Origin of the sequence: Pseudodesulfovibrio piezophilus C1TLV30, from assembly GCF_000341895.1 — a bacterium.
Lineage (GTDB): Bacteria > Desulfobacterota > Desulfovibrionia > Desulfovibrionales > Desulfovibrionaceae > Pseudodesulfovibrio > Pseudodesulfovibrio piezophilus.
Genome location: NC_020409.1, coordinates 2261259 through 2277510, shown reverse-complemented (window position 1 = coordinate 2277510; position 16252 = coordinate 2261259). Strand labels below are relative to the sequence as shown.

The following is a 16252-nucleotide window of genomic DNA, read 5'->3' as shown; positions in this document are numbered from 1 at the left end:
CGTTGTTCACCGGAGGTCAGTCTGTCTGGTCCAGTCTCGCCATCTTCATCATCAGATCATCATCAAGCAGGCGATGCTCGTGCAGCATGGCCTGCGTGAGTTCTTCGCGGGAATGCATGGTCTGCATCTTGTACTTGTTGCCCAGCGCGTTCCCTTCTTCTTTGGCTGAAGTTCGGGATGCCACTCCTGTCCTTTTCTTATGACGGATGGAGAGGTGTCCCTGATAAACCGGGAATTGACCGGTCTTGCAGAGCCGCAGGTCATGTTCCATGTCATCATACTGAGACGGAGAGAGCTGGAGTGCGAAATCACCGGATTCCAGCAGGACCGCAGTCCGAAACAGGTGGCAGCATCCTGTGACCGATGCACAGGGACGCATGATATCCAGTAGCCCGGCATCCAGTGTCTGGATATGCAGGTCGGAGAGTCGGAAGGGATTGGGTGCGGTGCGGGATAAATCAAGAGGCGGGGCGTCCTGATCTCCCAGGAGGTGGGAGTCCGCACTTTGCACAAGAGCCATGTTGGCGTAGTCCGTGACCTTGCATCCCCAGACTCCGGCCTCGGGGTACAAGTGGACGGCCGAGCCGAGGCGGGCGAGCCAATCGGATGGCAGTGCAACATCATCATCAAGGTAGCAGGTGAAGTCGTGGGCAGTGACGGGCGGGTGGTGCATGAGCCAGTTGCGGGCAGCGGGCGCTCCGATATTGACCGGCAGGGAAAGTATCTCGAACCGTTTTGGCCCAAGTTTGGTGGTGAAACGCGGTCGCCATGCTTCAAGGATTTCAGCCGTGTCATCAGTCGATCCGTTATTCAGGGCAAAGATCGAGACCATCGGTAGGTCCGATGCAAAGAGCGAAGCCAGGGTGGCGTCAAGTTCCCCTGCCTTATTCCATGAATAAAGCAGGATGGCTGTGCTCCCGTCGAGGGGCATTTTCTGCGTGTCCCGTTTCGTGATCAGGTCATGAAGGCGAAGGATCAGGGTCGTATTCCACGGGGTCCGGTTCAGGCTCCCGGTCAGAAGAGGCTGGGCCACGGTTGGCTCACCCGATTGCAGCAGGTGCAGTCCCCATGTCACTGCCGAAGAGTTTGGGCCAAATATATCATGAGTTTTCCACGTCGAGGGGATTGATGCCACGGGGGCTTCAGGCAGGAGGTTCATCCGTAGTGCAACATGATCCAGGATAGGTGTCAGTTCTGCCGGGATATTTTCGAGCATGAAACGCACCCATTCCCGGTCATTGTCAATAAGGCCGAAGGTGACCGCCTGTTCCCTCCAGAAGAGGTTCTCCGGCTCTCTCTCTTTTTTTTGTTCGATAAAATTTTTGAGTTTGGCCATATCGCGCTTCATCAGCAGCCGCTCGAAATAGCTTGTATTTTCAGGTTTTCGCCAATGACTGGCCACGGAATTCATGGCATCAGCCGTGGTCTTGGGCAGTCGCGCGCGGAGAGCTTCATGGGCCAGCAGTTCCGTGGCCATTTCGCCATCGAGGGGATTTTCGGAAAATGCGGTTTGCAGGGCATCGGAGATCAGGGGACCGAGTGACGGAATGCCGGACCGGAGGCTCCAGCCCACGATATCCAGCAGATGCCGTTTGCCGGTAAAACCCAGACGCAATTTGGCCTTGAGTTCTTCAGGCAGGGTTCCCCAGAAATGGGTTAGGGATTTAGTCTTTGCATTCTGCATACGGTTTTTCATCCGGCTGGTCTGTGTCGGCGAGAGTGTCCACAGCAAGCGGTTCGCTGCGTTGTTCTCCCATGTAGACGCGCATCAGGTTGTGCCCCTTCTCCTCCGGGGTGAGGAGAGTGCGGACCACAGCACGCCCTCTCTTGCCCATAGTATAGCGCGTTATGGGATCGTCTGCCAGCAGGCGCATTTTTTGGGCAAGGCATTCCACGTCTTCACTGGCGCACAGGAAGCCGTTGACTCCGTCGCGGATTATTTCGGGAATGCCTCCTACCGCAGTGCAGATGCCGGGCAGACCGAGATCGAATCCCTCGATCAGGGTATTGGGAAAGCTCTCCAGCCTGGAGGTGACGCAGATGACATCGGCAAAGCGCATTTCCTCCAGAGTGTCCATATGTGACAGTTCTTCATGGATGGTCAGGCGTTCTTTGAGGGCGGGGGTATACAGCGGAGCGAATCGTTTCTGTCCTTGTGCGGTGATTCCGACGGCGACGAATTCCAGATTGCGGCAGTCAGATGTCTCACAGAGTCGGGACGCGGCCTTGGCAAAGATATCATAGCCTTTTATTTCCGCGACATTACCAACGTAAATGAAGCGTGTCCCCCGTTTCTTTTGTGGCTTGCGTTCGCCGAAATCCGGTCCGCAGTAAGCATTGTAAACCACATTGAGGCGGCGTTTCATAACCCGATGTTTTTTCAGAATTTTGGCGCACTGGACGGAATTGCAGATGACCCCGTTGGAAAGAGCGGTCCAGAGAAAGAAGATGTCATTGGGGCGGGAGATGACTCCTCGATTGATGAAAAGCTTGAATTTCGCTCCCATGAGCTTGGCGATGACGCCCATTTTGTATGCCCGGTTGTGGAAAGTATGGACCACATCAATGGAATTCTCCCGGATGGTCTTTTTCATGAATCGTCCGGCAGAGAGGTAGCTGCTGAAATTGTCGTAGGGAATGATGTTGACATCCAGCCCATCCAGGGCCGGGATAAGCGGCGACTGCGGATGAAGCAGGGCATGGGTGGTGATCCCCATGGAAGTCATGATCTCAATGTTGTTGATCATTTGTCGGCTGCCACCCGAAAGGCGGGTCGAATCCGTGGCATAGAGCACATTCTGCACTTCGGGTCGCTTGGTGTGCAGTTTGAAAAAAAATCGGGCTGCGGGGTCCGAGCCATACATGCGGAGCCGGGCTTGAATCCATTTCCCGGTTTTGGGTCTCCCTACGCCGATGCGATTGAGCCGGAACGGATCCGTTCCTTTGGCATTGACCCATCGTTCCAAGGTAAAGGCTCCGGCGTATCCGGCCTTTTTCAGTTCAGCTTCGGCATCGTCACAGAAGTGTCCCCAGGGCCAGCAGAAAAGTTGTTCCTCCAGCCCGTTCAGTTCTCTCATCCGTTCAATGCTGCGGGCAAAATCCTTGCGGCAGAATGCGAGCCGTTCCGCAGGACTCCGCCGTACAAAACGGGGAGAGTCTGTGCAATTGAGCTGTGGCGTGAATCCATCGTATACGTAGGCGCTGGCATCGTCGAAAGTCGGCCATTGGGGATTGTAACCGGGATAAATGGACCACGCTGGCCAGCGGGCATGTTTTTCCCCCATGAGTGCGGTCGGGCGCAGGGTTCGGAAAATTCCCTGATGACGGCAGCCATGGGAGAAAATCTCCATTCCCTTGTCCACCATGGCCTTGGCTTCTGATTCGTTGATGAACTGGGCATAGTCCTCTTTCTGGAGGGCAGCCTTGAGCGCTTCCGGCATGGTCGTCATGGGTGGGGCATCAGCGAGTGTCCTGACGGAGCCGGGGCGGGTAAAATCCGTGAGCAGAAAGAACGTGCCGGTCATGTCCCGTTTGAGCAGTTCCGGCAGCACATTCAGCCAGTTGGACAGGTGCCCGTCATCGAATGTGAGGACCACGGATTTGGGCGGTGCCTTTTTTTCGCCACGGACCACTGCCATGAGATCCCGGCTGGAGAGAGTGCGGTAGCCTGCGTCCTGAATGGCGTCGAGATGCTCGCAAAAGCGTTCGGGAGTATGCCCGTCAATGTCGCTGACGTTGTGATAGCAAAAGACTGGTATGGATGTTCTGATCATGATTTTCTCGTTTGTGTGAAGCACACGAGACCTATCAGAAGGGAAAGGTCAGGGCAAGGTGGCGGGGTCCGGATTGAAGGGAGCACCGGGTTGTGGCGAGGCAGGGGAGGCCTCCTGTTGATCATGGATAAAAAATCGTTTGTACCCGGAGTCTATCAGATTGAGGTAGGGGTTTTCGATATGAAAAAACGTTATTTCCCGAAAACTGGTAAAATCCAGACTGGGTCGATATTTCCTTTCCCACAACTCCATGAGGGAGCCGTCCTCGTATGCCGCGACCAGACCTTCGTAGACCCGTTGTGCAGCCTTGTTACTGGTCTTATTGGTGAAGAAAAATCGAGGCAGGGGGTAATATAATCCTACATGTCGGTGCAGGACGAAGTTCGGTAGAAACTGATGGGCCTCGAACTCTCCTTTGACCTCGTTGACCCCACGGGAGAGCAGGTCGAAGCGTCCTCTTGCAACCATCGTGAAAAGGCTCTCATAGGAGGGGATGACGATGACGTTGAATCCTGCGTTGGAGAGGATGCCTACGTCGAGCCAGCCGTAGCCCTGTCCGATGGAGAAACCTCGGAGGTTCTCAAGGGAAGTGACTGTGTGAAGTTTCCGGTCGACAAGCTTGGAAACAAAGAACACGCGGTAACTCACTATGCCCAAATCAACAGGAAAGGGAGCATATCCGAGATCTCCGCATAAAGCGTTGCTGGCTGAATGCTTGAACATCGGATTGATGAGTTCTTCTGCCTTGAGCATGGAAATGGCTCTGGAAAAATTCATTTTCGGACTTGGCACCAGGCGATAGTCACCCCATTTTTTTTTCGTTTTTTCCAGAGCGAGTTTCAAGGCCGCGTTATCATAATCGTAGCGATGGTCCAGGGAGCTTTCCGGGGAACGGTACGTCAGGATCATGGGACCCGAGAAGGCAGGGGAAGACAATACAAGCAGGATGAGAATAAGTAATGCAGACGGGAGAAACCTTTTCATTGTCCACCACAATTTTGTCGTAAGCACGGGGATTCAGAGATGTTTCGATCCCCATTTTGTGAGAGTCTGTCACATGGTATTGCACAAAGCCTAGCGTATTTTCATTTTCATGTCATTGGGGGAGTGTGATAATATGAGGTCGATTCTCCGGACGCCTGCGCCTCTTTTTATCAGGGAGTACGTGGTATCGAAGAGGGTTTATAATAGAACTGTTGGTCGATGTTATCCATAGTCATAGTATGAGAAAATCCGATCAGGGACGATTTTCATGCACGGTTGAAGAGACAGGGGTCCGTTATGACTTTGAGAATGAGTTTGAATATATCCGTTGGCTTGTTGCTACTCATCGGCTTTGGCATGTTCAGTGCCACGGCAGTGATCACCTCTGCACAAAAAAGTGATGGGCTGGTGATTAATTTGGCCGGGCGTCAGCGTATGCTGAGCCAGAAAATGGCCAAGGAAGCACTTTTCTATCTTCAGGAAATACGGGCAGGGCGAGATGCGACTTCCACTGCCGCGCAGGTGAACAAGACTGCCCGTCTTTTTGAAATGACACTCAACGCATTGATCGATTCCGGCCCGGCTCCCATATCCATTGATCCCGAGGGCGAGACAAGGGGTATTCCCCGGGCTTCCAAGTCCGTGAGGGAACAATTGGTACAGGTTCGTGGGCTTTGGGGAGGCTATCGATCCCAGATAGAAGAGATTCTTGCCAATGGGACATTACGGCCGGATTTCATCAAGCAAAGCCTGAATGTACTTTCAAATATGGACAAGGGTGTCGGCATGATGCAGGCGGAGTCCGAGAGTCGGGTTCGGTTGTTATTGGGCACACAGATCGGTGGTATTCTTTTGATGGGTCTTATTTCATTTATCATCTGCCTGATGTTTTACAAAAATATTGTTTTGGCGGTGCGCAGGATTCAGGCTTCCGTGCAAGAGATGGGGTTGGGTGATCTGGACAGGATGAGGCGAAGCGGAACCGACCACGCTCAAAACGAGATAGGGCTGGTTGCCAGGGAACTGGCCGGCATGAGCGAAAGCTTGAGCGAGGTCGTGGGAACTTCCAAAAGGGCTGCGGACAACGTTGCTTCCGGGAGTTCCGAGCTTTCGGATGTCGCATCTCTTCTTGCTCGTGGCACCAGTGAGCAGGGGGAGGCCATAGAGCATATTTCTTCACTTATGGGGACAATTCGAACCACTATTTCAAACACTTCAAAGAATTCAGAACAGACTCGAAGTATTGCTCTCAACGCAGCGGAGAGTGCCAAACAGAGCGGGACATCCGTCAGTACGGCGCTGAGTGCTATCAAGACGATTGCCGACAAGATAACAGTCATCGAGGAAATCGCGCGGCAGACCAATCTGTTGGCATTGAACGCGGCGATTGAGGCAGCCAGGGCCGGGGAGCATGGCAAGGGGTTTGCCGTGGTGGCGGCCGAAGTTCGCAAGCTGGCAGAACGCAGTGGCCGGGCCGCCGGGGAAATCAGTGAACTTTCCGGCAATACGGTTCGTATTTCCGATGAAGCCGAGGAATTGTTGCAGCGGCTGGTTCCCGAGATTGAGCGAACGGCTGAAATGATTGAAGAGATCAACGCGTCAAGCAGAGAGCAGAGCGAAGGGGCCGATCAGGTGGGTGGGGCTATTGAGCGCCTCGACAAAACCATCCAGCAGAATGTCTCCGTGGCCGAGCGTTTGTCCGGAACAGCCGCCCATTTGGTGGAACAGGCCGATGAGTTGCAGCGTGAAATGCAGTTTTTCAAGACCCGACACAGTGCAAACCGTGCGGTGTCTCCACCCTCGGTGGTCAAGGTGGTTCACTCCTCCCCACCTGCCATCGAGGAGTAATGGACAAGGCCGTGTCGTTATCTGGTGAAGGCGGCACGGCTCTTGTCTGTCAGGCAGGCGTTTCTCTCCGGTCCATTGGGGCTCGCCTGTCAGAAAGCGTCCCCCGTCCGTCAGGGCTGAAATCCCAGCCCTCTGTCATGGAAGTTGGGAGGGTTCGGAGCACGGCCCTTTGGGCTTTTTTTATCCATTGCGGCAAACCTCTTTTGAGACCGGTTACCCATGAAGCTCGAATGATTCACGAGGAAAAGAGAGGAAGTGGATTGTGTGCCAAGAGGCCTTGCCTGTGGAGCCTGGCAGATAAAATGTGAGGCGAATCAGGGATCGACTTGTAAACAAGGCAACTTATCGGTAATAGAAGGAATCATGTCGGCTCGAACAGTACTCTTCATTGCGGAACCCCAGTCCGTCACAGCCATATTTCCCACTCTTCAGGAGGCGGGCCTTCAGGCAGGGTTAGCCGATAATATTACTGGTGCGCTTGGATTTATCCGAAAATCCAAACCGTGTCTCGTTTTTTGCCGCCCCTCGTTGCAGGGGTTTGATGCCGCTGTTTTGTTGGAGCATGCAGGCACAACTGAAGGTTTCCCGCCGGTCGTGGTCTTTTCCGCCACGGGAAGTGCCGAGGAAGCGACCCGGTTTCTGGAGCTTGGAGCCCGTGATTTTTGGCTGGAACCACTCGCATGGGAGAAGATCAAGTTGGTACTGCCTCCGAAAGAGCCGGACCCGGAACCTGAGCCGGAGCCTGAATCCAGGCCCAAGCCTGCCTCTCAGGCTGCGAACGCTTCCGGCATGGCCGGAAAGTTTCAGATCATCGGGCGGCACGAGGCCGTGCTTCGAGTTCTCTCGCTAGCCAAACGTGTGGCCAAATCCAAGGCCACGGTGCTTATTTCCGGCGAATCCGGGACAGGTAAGGAAATGTTCGCCCGCTATCTGCACCATAATTCTGACCGGGCAGACAAGGCGTTTGTTGCCATCAACTGTGCGGCCCTGCCTGAGCATTTGCTGGAATCCGAACTGTTCGGACACGAAAAGGGGGCGTTCACCGGGGCCATCAATCGTAAGCTCGGTAAATTCGAGTTGGCCAATGGCGGCACCATCCTGCTGGACGAAATCACCGAAATGGACCTTGGGCTTCAGGCCAAGCTTTTGCGTGTGTTGCAGGAATCGGAATTTGACCGGGTGGGCGGCGTGGAGACTGTCAAGGTGGATGTCCGGGTTCTGGCCACCACGAACCGTGATATCGAAGGGTCGGTTCGGGACAACTCCTTTCGCCAGGATCTCTTTTATCGGCTCAATGTGATCCCGCTCAAACTGCCCGCGCTTGGGGAACGGGGCGATGACGTTCTGCTTCTGGCCGAGTATTTTACCAACAAATTTTCAGCCACCTATGGGCTGGGTCAACTGGCCTTTACCGAGGATGCCAAGCAATGGCTGACCGGGTATGAGTGGCCGGGCAATGTGCGTGAATTGCAGAATCTCATGGAGCGTGCAGTGCTTCTGGCCGGGGAAGGGCCGATTCAGCCCAGACATTTTCTTATGGGGGATGATCAATGGTTCCCGGATGATCTGGCCGGGGTGGATGCGGATCAGCGCGCCGTCAGCGAAGCACCACCGCCTGCTTCTGCTGCGGAAGCTCTTTCTGTCATGCCTATTCATGAGATGGAGAAAAGGCTGATTCTCAAGTCCTTGGAAGAGACCACGGGGAACCGGACCCGCGCAGCCGAATTATTGGGCATTTCTGTGCGTACTCTACGCAACAAGCTGAATGAATACAAAAAACAAGGGCTGGACGTTTAGTCGTTTTCGACCCGGATTCAAGAGAGTCATTCCTTGTTTTCAGGAGTGGCTCGGCGTTGTGCCGTGCAGAAAGAGGGTCGTTTTTTCGAGTCTTCTTGCCGGTGGAGCGAGGTGTTCATGGAGTGATCCTTTGACAAGTCCATGTCCCTTGTGGAAAATACTTTCATGTCATTTTTATCCCAGATAGTAGCCGAGGAACGTATCCGACAGGACATGGAAAAGGGCGGGTTTGACAACCTCGAAGGCATGGGAAAACCGCTGAAGCCGGATGAAGCGCAGCACCTGCCCCCGGAATTGCGTCTGGCTTATCGAATGCTCAAAAGTGGCGGATTTGTCCCTCCGGCCCTGGCCGAAGAGCAGGAGATCAATCGAACGATCGATCTTCTGGCGGGCATGGAGGACGAAGGCGAACGATATCGTCAGATGCACAAGCTGCATGTCATGATCATGAAGATGAACGAAGGGCGCGGGCGGGCGGTCAACCTGGAAGCGTCGGATGACTATTATCGCCGGATTGTGGAAAAGGTCAGGATTGCCGAAGACCGGTTCAAGAAAGATGTTTGAGTTTTTTTGCAAAGCCCTGTAGTCGGCAGCAACGGAATTGACCGGGATAGTCTCAACCAGCAAGGAACAGTATGCACAAGTTTGGAACAGTGGCCCTCATCGGCCCGCCCAATGCGGGGAAAAGCACGCTCATGAATCAATATCTGGGGCAGAAGGTGGCTATTGTGTCACCCCGGCCGCAGACCACCCGCAATCGCATCAGCGGCATTCTGACCAACGAAGACGCACAGATCGTTTTTCTGGATACTCCCGGAATTCATCAGCTGCGTGGCAAGATGAATCGATTCCTGCTGGAATCTGCCTGGAATGCTCTGGCCGGGTCGGATGTTGTCGTCGTGCTTGTGGACGCAGGGCTGTATGCATCCAAGCCGCATTTGCTGGATAAAGAGATCAAGCCGCTGGTCCAGCCTGTGGCCGAGTCCGGTCGGCCCGTGCTGGTGGCGGTGAACAAGATTGACCGGGTCAAGGACAAGCCCGCAATGTTGCCGGTCATGGCAAAGCTCGGGGAGCTCTGGCCCGAGGCCGAATTTATCCCTGTGTCCGCTCTGCGTGGGCAAGGTACTCAGGAGTTGCTGGCCCGTGTGCTCGATTTTCTCCCTGAAGGTGCGCCGATGTTTCCGGAGGATCAGGTCTCCACTGCCCCGGTTCGCTTCATGGCTGCCGAGATTATTCGGGAAAAGCTTTTCTATTCCCTGCGACAGGAACTCCCCTATACAACTGCGGTAGAGATAGAGGCGTGGGACGAACAGTCTCGGCCGGGGATGGCCCTGGTCAACGCGGTCATCTATACCGCCCAGAAAAATCACAAGGGCATGATCATCGGCAAGCAGGGGGCGAATCTCAAGAAGATAGGCTCTGAAGCCCGGCTGGAAATCGCTGAACTGCTCGGCTGCAAGGTGCATCTGGAGTTGTGGGTCAAGGTCCGGGCGGGCTGGACGGAAGATCCGGGATTTCTGCGTGCCATGGGGCTTGGAGAATAATTCCTTTCGTGTCGGACCTGGAAGAAGGAGCGACATCGAATATTTCGTAAAAGGAGAGGGGCTTCAAAACTCGGAGACTCTGCTGATCCATGGTTTTCCATGGTCTGCATGGTCTCCGAGTTTTGGTGCGTCTGGGGTGGTACGTTGATGGTGTGGGAGCCCGTGTTATAACAGGCTTGATTTCCCTCCCGGCTCAGGAGATACTCCTCTATGCCTAAAAAAGGTGAGGGGGGGAGTGTGACGATCTTGCATGCGGTCTTGTATGGTTTTGCAGGAGATGGAGGGACTCTGAAAAAGAGCGTCGCTGTCTGGCTGTTTCTTCTTCTCTTTCTGGTTTCTCAGGCATCGGCCCATGAGTCGGATCATATTACAGTCGCCTTGTTGAGAGAGTATCCTCCTCTTTACATGACAGATCGTGCGGGCAGCCCGGAAGGACTGGCCTTTGAACTCTTCTCTCGGGTCGCCGGGAAACTCGACATGAATTTTGATATCGTGTTTGTCGATGACTGGGACTCGGCGCTCGAAGCTGTTCGGTCCGGGACCGCGGATGTGGTTCCGGGTATTGGTATGAGTGTGTCACGCCAGGCGGAATTTTTCTTTTCAGAACCTTACATCACGACAGGTGTCTTTTGCTTCGTGCATCAGGAGAGCAGTGATATCAGGGAACTGGGGGACTTGAATGGTCGTCCGACCGCTGTTCTTGAAGAATGTGTGAGCAGACTACCAACAGTTGACTGGGAAGGTGTCCCTCTCGTGCCTTCGGACAATCTCGACCAAGCCCTTTTCGATCTGCTCTCAGGCAAGGTGGAAGCTCTGGTTGCCCCGGAGATGGTTGTGGTGGAAAAGATGCGCCATCTCGGATTGGATGGGAAAATAGAGGCCATTGGTCCCAGTCTGATGACAATCCGGCGAGGGTTTCTGTTTCGCAAGGACGAGAGCGTGCTGGCTACTCGCATGAGCGCTGTGCTCACAGGGATTGTTACTTCGCCCGATTTTATCAATGCCCTTGAAAGGTGGCAGTTGCCCAGTCCTCCTTTTTGGGGGAGAGGGGTGGTCGTTGCTGTAGGCTCATTTGTTTTTCTCTCGACCTTTCTTCTGCTTGTGGGATGGCGCTCCCGTTCACTGGCGACACTCACACGAAAGCTGCGGGCGAGCAGGGATGACCAGGTCGAGGCTCTGAAGCAGCTCAGAAGGAGTGAGGAACGTCTCAATCGGGCGCAGGAAATCGCGTCTTTCGGCAGCTTTGAACGAGATTTGAAGACTGGCATAGGGCACTGGTCCCAAGGGTTGCGGATGCTGCTGGGGTATCCCTGCGATGCCGAAACTCCCCCATTTCAAGATTTTGTCGAAAGGATTCACCCGGAAGATCTTGATATGTATCTCGAAGGATTGAATTCACTGAGTCCTGAAACACCTTACCAGATCGTGGAAATTCGCTTCAGGCCTTTTGACAATGGCGAATATCGCTATGCGTACAGTTGGTACTGTTCGGAGTACGATGACAATGGGGTTCCTCTCAAACGGCTTGGTGTCATCCAGGATATTACAGGCAGAAAAAAGATAGAAGCCGAGCTGCATCAGGCCAAGACGCGGGCAGAGGAAGCAAATCGGGCCAAAAGCGAATTTCTGGCCAATATGAGCCACGAACTGAGAACTCCGTTGAACGGGGCCATGGGGATGCTGCAACTGCTCGGTATGGAAGACCTTGATGCCGAGCACCGGGAATATGTGGAAACAGCCCTGACATCATGCCGGAATCTGACCCAACTTCTGAGTGATATTCTTGATCTTTCCAAAGTTGAAGCAGGAAAGATGGAACTCGTTTCCGAGCGTTTTTTTCTCGGTGAAGTCCTTCAGTCCGTGCAGGAGACCTTTGCGTATGTGGCAGAGGAAAAAAAGGTGGCCTTCGAGTTCGAACAGGCTGCCGATGCTCCGGGATGTGTGGAGGGTGATCCTGCCCGGCTGCGTCAGATCCTTTTCAACCTGGTTGGCAATGCGCTCAAGTTTACGAGTCAGGGCTTTGTCCGTGTTGAGGTCTCTCCTGTCTCGGAAATATGTTCGGGAGAGTGCCGGGTGCTCTTCTCAGTGGTCGATACGGGCATTGGTATCGCCGATGACATGATAGACAAGGTCTTTGGAGCATTTACCCAAGTGGATGGTGCGTCTACACGACAATTTCAGGGAACCGGCCTGGGCTTGCATATTGTCAAACGTTTGGCAGAGCTCATGGGTGGACATATCTGTGTGGAAAGCGAGAAAGGGCGGGGGACATCCATCCATTTTGTCCTCACCTTCAAAATGATGGAGTCGGAATCGAATGCTTGCATCCTCAATCCCGTGGAAGCATATGCTCCTTTGGAGCACGGCAGGCATATCCTGGTCGCCGAGGATGAACGAACTAACAGGATAGCCATTTGCAAGTTTCTGGAGCGGCTTGGGCATCATGTTCAATGGGTTGCAGATGGCGAACAGGCATTGCTCAAACTGGCCGAAGATGACTTCGATTTGATTCTCATGGATATTCAGATGCCGAAGCTGAACGGGATCGAAGCGACACGCCGTATCCGTCAAGGGAGCCACCTTGGTCGGAAACAGCATATTCCCATTGTGGCGCTCACGGCCCATGCCATGAGTGGCGATAGGGAACTCTTCCTTCGGGAAGGGATGGATGACTACTTGGCCAAACCTGTGGATATTCAGGAACTGGAGCAGATTTTGGCCCGTCTTCTGGGCAAGAGCGAGACGCTCACGAGATAATTGTCTTGCCTGCCCACACAGGAGAAACTTTCAGAAAGATTTGTTTGTCAAAACAGTTATGATTTGTTTTCTGTTTTGAATCGTTCCCATTCCTCACGGGAAACAGAGCCGTCTTTATTGCTGTCGGCAGTGGCAAAGACAGCCATATCGCCATTGGAAAACGCGACGATGAATTCGCTTTTTGCCATGAAGCCATCACTATTCACATCCAGGGAAGCGAATCGAACGTTGTAATTGGTATTCGATTCGGCCGCCATGGAGGGCGTTGTGAGCAAGGGCATAAAGAGAAACAAAGTGAGTAATAAATATTTCATGGATTTGTATAGGGAGCTGATGTTTAGCCTTCAATAAAGCCGGTCAGCAATTGTATGAATTTTTCCAGGGATTCTTCCTGGCTGTTTCCTTCCGAGGCCTCGGCATGGCATTTGAGCATATACCGTTTGAGGATCAGCTTGTTGGCTGACTGCAGGGCGGATCGAACAGCCCTGACCTGGACGAGAATATCCTCGCATTCCTTGCCGCTTTCAATCATGCGTTGGATGCCACGTACTTGTCCTTCAATGCGTTTCATTCGGGACAGAACATTTTTTTTTATCTGTTCCTGTTCCACTTCATTGCTGTCTTGGTCCATGGTCGTCTCCTCGGATGGCATGGGTTCGGGTGGCTGGCAGAGGATGTTCTATTGCATGCTCTGTCGTCTGTTTTCCCCACAAAAAAGCGGGCAGTGAACACAAAATGAGTCGTCTATGCAGACCCTTTCCCCGGATGAGACATAGGAATATCCTCTGCCTCCCAGGAGTCTGCGGAACACTTCCCCTCACCTTCTCCGGTCTTAATAAACGCCCCGCTTCCCCTCGCCTTTCAGCTCTTCCCTGACGATTTCCACGCATCGAACAGTCCGGTCCGAACAGGCTTGCCCAGTTGATGCGCCCCGATTCGTGCATCATGTACCGTGCAATGTTCGGCGGAGCTTACTGGCACTCTCGATAAACTGCAACTGACCCGGATGACTTATGAGGAAAAATGAAGTTCGCGAGAAAAAGGGTGATATGGGGCTACGCCTTTTTCGTCAAGGAATGGTGTCATTTTCGACTTATGGCGGTACATATGCCCTCTTCTCGAGTCAATCGTCTGTTCCGCAGAGTGGCGATGATCTTCTGCAAACAGACAATGGCGACCCGCCATCAGCCCCTCAGCCTGGCGAGTCGCCCTGTCGCTTTATTCGGGATGCTCTCAGCACCCATGTGATATTCTTGAGATGTTCGTTTGGGACATTTTTGCCAAAGTGTCCGAAGGACTCAGAGTATGCGTCTTTTTTTTGCTTATTCATGCAGCGGTATTGATACCCATGACGGGTATCGACGAGGAAAGACATACCCACCATGGGTATGGGTGTCAAGGAAGGCAGATAAAAGACGGTTTTATTTGGGAGGTCGATACTCTTGGCAGGCAGGAGAGAAGGAGTAATTCATAATTACCAGAGTCGATCGGCAAAGGCGCGATGCAGTCCATGGGATCGGATGAGGTCTGCCGTTTTTTTAATGTCATACGGGATAAAACGCACGGTAACGGCGTGTTTGTCCGTATCATAGAGCACGTATTTGGCGTTGTTGTTTCCATCCCGAGGTTGCCCGACAGCCCCGACATTGATCAGGTGGCGGGTTTCCGGTTCCAGAACGGTCTCTCCTTCCGGAAGGAGAAGAGGACTCGAAGCCTTGCCGTTCTTCGAAGTAAATCGCATCAGGTCATGTGTGTGACCCACAAAACATATCTTCTCGGCATAGGCGGCAAAGACAGTTGCCATGGTGTCCTTGTATTTCCATATATACCGTGTGGCGGAATCCGGGGGGGTGCCATGCACAAAACGGCATCCGTAGGCCACATGGCTTTTGGGGTGGGAGACAAGCCATTCGTAGGTTGCGTCACTGATGGCCTGGCGGGTCCAGCGCAGGGCATCGCGTGCCGGTTGATTGAAACCGTTCAGGTGGTAGATATTGATCAGCCCCTGTTCATGGTTGCCTTGGATAAGCGTCACATTCCTTTTCCGGACCAGATCACAACACTCCTGTGGTTGCGGGCCATATCCAATCAGATCGCCCAGGCAAAAGACATCATCGACGCCGTGTGCATCGATATCGGCAAATACCCGTGACAGGGCTTCCAGGTTGGCATGGGGATCGGACATGACAGCGAGTTTTGGCATGATCGCAGGGTATCCTTTTGCCACAGGGAGAGCAACCGGGCGACGCGCTGCCCGACCAGAGAATTCTCCCTTTGTTGCTCCATATGGCGATTTCGATTCTGAGTTTTTCCAGCCTTCCAGAGGGGGATGTTTTTTCCATACTACTGGCTCCCATTGTTCCTCTATGCCGCCAGTCCGGCTCTCTGCATGACTTCAACGCACATTTCAGCTCGATTGAATGGATAAAGATGGACTCCGGGGGCACCGTTTTCCAGTAGGCTCGATATTTGGTCCGCCGCCATGCCAATACCGTATTCCTTGACCGCGTCATCGCCACCCTTGGCATGGGCTGCTTCGATTGCATGCAGGAATTTTCCCGGAACCGGCGCGTCACACAGTTCCATGACCCGTTTGATTTGGCCCATGCTGCGAACCGGCAGGATAGAAGGAATCACCGGTTTGTTGCACCCCATGGCGGCCAGTCTGTCGATCATATCAAAATAGCGGCGGTTATCAAAAAAAAGTTGTGTCACACCAAATGCAGCACCGGCATCCAGCTTGTGTTTGAGAAACCTGATATCTTCCAGTATTGATTTGGATTCCGGGTGTCCGTCAGGGTATGCAGCCACACCGACTGCCACATCCGGCGCAAGTTCACCTATCCGTTCCACCAGATCCGATGCATACCGTAACCCCTCTGGAGCGGATTCCACGCCTGCCGGGTAGTCGCCACGGACTGCCAGGACATTGCGTATGCCACCAATCTGAATGTTCTCCAGGTGGCGTTTCAAGCCGCTTAATTGTGAATGAACACACGTCACATGTGGCATGACGGTCAGCCCATGTCCTTGCACCAATTCGCATGAAGTCTTGAGCGTTCCCATTGATCCCGACCCTCCGGCACCACAGGTCACTGCCGTGAAAAGCGGGTTCATCGTTTTCATTGTTTCAACCGCATTCCAAAATGCGTTCTGCTCTCTATCCTGTCTCGGTGGTAATAATTCCACTGAAATAAATGGTCGTTCCAACTCTTGTATCATGTCAGGAATATGCATGGGCTCTCTCCTCGGGATCATGTGTGGTTGACTATATAAAAATATCTTGATGTAGTGATATTGCGTAAGGGGAATGTTGTCAATATGAAATAAGATGCTCAGGCTCTTTGATTCATTACACCCTTGCAAAGACGTTGGTGTCTTTAAACCATAATGAGATGAGGTGGAGATTGGGATATCTTCTGTCCGGGAACCGGAACAGTACGGAGGCACACTGGCATGGTCACATTACCCCAAGCCGGAGTGGCATGCAGTTTTCCCCTACAGGGTTTGCAAAGGGGGTGTGCCCCTTTGCCCGCCGGAGGCGAAATC

12 protein-coding genes are annotated in these 16252 nt (G+C 53.3%); 5 read left to right on the top strand and 7 right to left on the bottom strand.

The window, feature by feature from the left end; all coding sequences use genetic code 11:
* Positions 1 to 16: 16 nt before the first annotated feature.
* From BN4_RS10775 to BN4_RS10765, 3 genes are read right to left on the bottom strand one after another with little or no spacing between them, the layout of a single operon-like run.
* On the bottom strand, positions 17 to 1684 hold the full coding sequence (locus tag BN4_RS10775; RefSeq protein ID WP_015415421.1) for a glycosyltransferase family A protein: 1668 nt from the start codon (positions 1682 to 1684) through the stop codon (positions 17 to 19).
* Positions 1665 to 3773, bottom strand: coding sequence for a glycosyltransferase (locus BN4_RS10770; RefSeq protein WP_015415420.1), 2109 nt, complete (start codon positions 3771 to 3773; stop codon positions 1665 to 1667). Before BN4_RS10770 ends, BN4_RS10775 begins: the two co-directional genes overlap by 20 nt.
* Before the next feature lie 48 nt (positions 3774 to 3821).
* The gene (locus BN4_RS10765) at positions 3822 to 4757 is read right to left on the bottom strand and encodes a hypothetical protein (RefSeq protein ID WP_015415419.1); all 936 of its coding nucleotides are present in this window, start codon (positions 4755 to 4757) and stop codon (positions 3822 to 3824) included.
* A gap of 297 nt (positions 4758 to 5054) precedes the next feature.
* Between BN4_RS10765 and BN4_RS17220 the strand changes: the two genes are divergently transcribed.
* The 5 genes from BN4_RS17220 to BN4_RS17215 all read left to right on the top strand — a co-directional run bounded on the left by BN4_RS17220 (position 5055) and on the right by BN4_RS17215 (position 12703).
* Entirely contained in the window at positions 5055 to 6605 is a 1551-nt protein-coding gene (locus tag BN4_RS17220; RefSeq protein ID WP_015415416.1) for a methyl-accepting chemotaxis protein, read from the top strand.
* A gap of 363 nt (positions 6606 to 6968) precedes the next feature.
* A complete protein-coding gene (locus tag BN4_RS10750; protein ID WP_015415415.1) occupies positions 6969 to 8402 on the top strand; it encodes a sigma-54 dependent transcriptional regulator in 1434 nt (477 codons plus the stop codon).
* Positions 8403 to 8567: 165 nt separating this feature from the next.
* On the top strand, positions 8568 to 8966 hold the full coding sequence (locus BN4_RS10745) for a DnaJ family domain-containing protein (RefSeq protein ID WP_041720966.1): 399 nt from the start codon (positions 8568 to 8570) through the stop codon (positions 8964 to 8966).
* A 71-nt stretch (positions 8967 to 9037) separates the two neighbouring features.
* Entirely contained in the window at positions 9038 to 9946 is a 909-nt protein-coding gene (gene era / locus BN4_RS10740; RefSeq protein WP_015415413.1) for a GTPase Era, read from the top strand.
* 210 nt (positions 9947 to 10156) lie between these two features.
* Positions 10157 to 12703, top strand: a complete 2547-nt coding sequence (locus tag BN4_RS17215; RefSeq protein WP_015415412.1) for an ATP-binding protein — start codon at positions 10157 to 10159, stop codon at positions 12701 to 12703.
* A 56-nt stretch (positions 12704 to 12759) separates the two neighbouring features.
* On the opposite strand, the gene BN4_RS10730 is transcribed toward BN4_RS17215, so the two are convergent.
* The 4 genes from BN4_RS10730 to BN4_RS10705 all read right to left on the bottom strand — a co-directional run bounded on the left by BN4_RS10730 (position 12760) and on the right by BN4_RS10705 (position 15940).
* The gene (locus BN4_RS10730; RefSeq protein ID WP_051053255.1) at positions 12760 to 12984 is read right to left on the bottom strand and encodes an EF-hand domain-containing protein; all 225 of its coding nucleotides are present in this window, start codon (positions 12982 to 12984) and stop codon (positions 12760 to 12762) included.
* 56 nt (positions 12985 to 13040) lie between these two features.
* Entirely contained in the window at positions 13041 to 13334 is a 294-nt protein-coding gene (locus BN4_RS10725; RefSeq protein ID WP_015415410.1) for a metal-sensitive transcriptional regulator, read from the bottom strand.
* Between the two features lie 843 nt (positions 13335 to 14177).
* Entirely contained in the window at positions 14178 to 14906 is a 729-nt protein-coding gene (locus BN4_RS10710; RefSeq protein WP_015415409.1) for a metallophosphoesterase family protein, read from the bottom strand.
* A 161-nt stretch (positions 14907 to 15067) separates the two neighbouring features.
* A complete protein-coding gene (locus BN4_RS10705) occupies positions 15068 to 15940 on the bottom strand; it encodes a methylenetetrahydrofolate reductase (RefSeq protein ID WP_015415408.1) in 873 nt (290 codons plus the stop codon).
* Positions 15941 to 16252: the final 312 nt, after the last annotated feature.

Excerpts from the sequence above, each read along its gene's own strand:
- BN4_RS10775 (WP_015415421.1), bottom strand. The coding sequence starts at position 1,684 with ATGCAGAATGCAAAGACTAAATCCCTAACCCATTTCTGGGGAACCCTG.
- BN4_RS10770 (WP_015415420.1), bottom strand. The coding sequence starts at position 3,773 with ATGATCAGAACATCCATACCAGTCTTTTGCTATCACAACGTCAGCGAC.
- BN4_RS10765 (WP_015415419.1), bottom strand. The coding sequence starts at position 4,757 with ATGAAAAGGTTTCTCCCGTCTGCATTACTTATTCTCATCCTGCTTGTA.
- BN4_RS17220 (WP_015415416.1), top strand. The coding sequence starts at position 5,055 with ATGACTTTGAGAATGAGTTTGAATATATCCGTTGGCTTGTTGCTACTC.
- BN4_RS10750 (WP_015415415.1), top strand. The coding sequence starts at position 6,969 with ATGTCGGCTCGAACAGTACTCTTCATTGCGGAACCCCAGTCCGTCACA.
- BN4_RS10745 (WP_041720966.1), top strand. The coding sequence starts at position 8,568 with ATGTCATTTTTATCCCAGATAGTAGCCGAGGAACGTATCCGACAGGAC.
- era (WP_015415413.1), top strand. The coding sequence starts at position 9,038 with ATGCACAAGTTTGGAACAGTGGCCCTCATCGGCCCGCCCAATGCGGGG.
- BN4_RS17215 (WP_015415412.1), top strand. The coding sequence starts at position 10,157 with ATGCCTAAAAAAGGTGAGGGGGGGAGTGTGACGATCTTGCATGCGGTC.
- BN4_RS10730 (WP_051053255.1), bottom strand. The coding sequence starts at position 12,984 with ATGCCCTTGCTCACAACGCCCTCCATGGCGGCCGAATCGAATACCAAT.
- BN4_RS10725 (WP_015415410.1), bottom strand. The coding sequence starts at position 13,334 with ATGGACCAAGACAGCAATGAAGTGGAACAGGAACAGATAAAAAAAAAT.
- BN4_RS10710 (WP_015415409.1), bottom strand. The coding sequence starts at position 14,906 with ATGCCAAAACTCGCTGTCATGTCCGATCCCCATGCCAACCTGGAAGCC.
- BN4_RS10705 (WP_015415408.1), bottom strand. The coding sequence starts at position 15,940 with ATGCATATTCCTGACATGATACAAGAGTTGGAACGACCATTTATTTCA.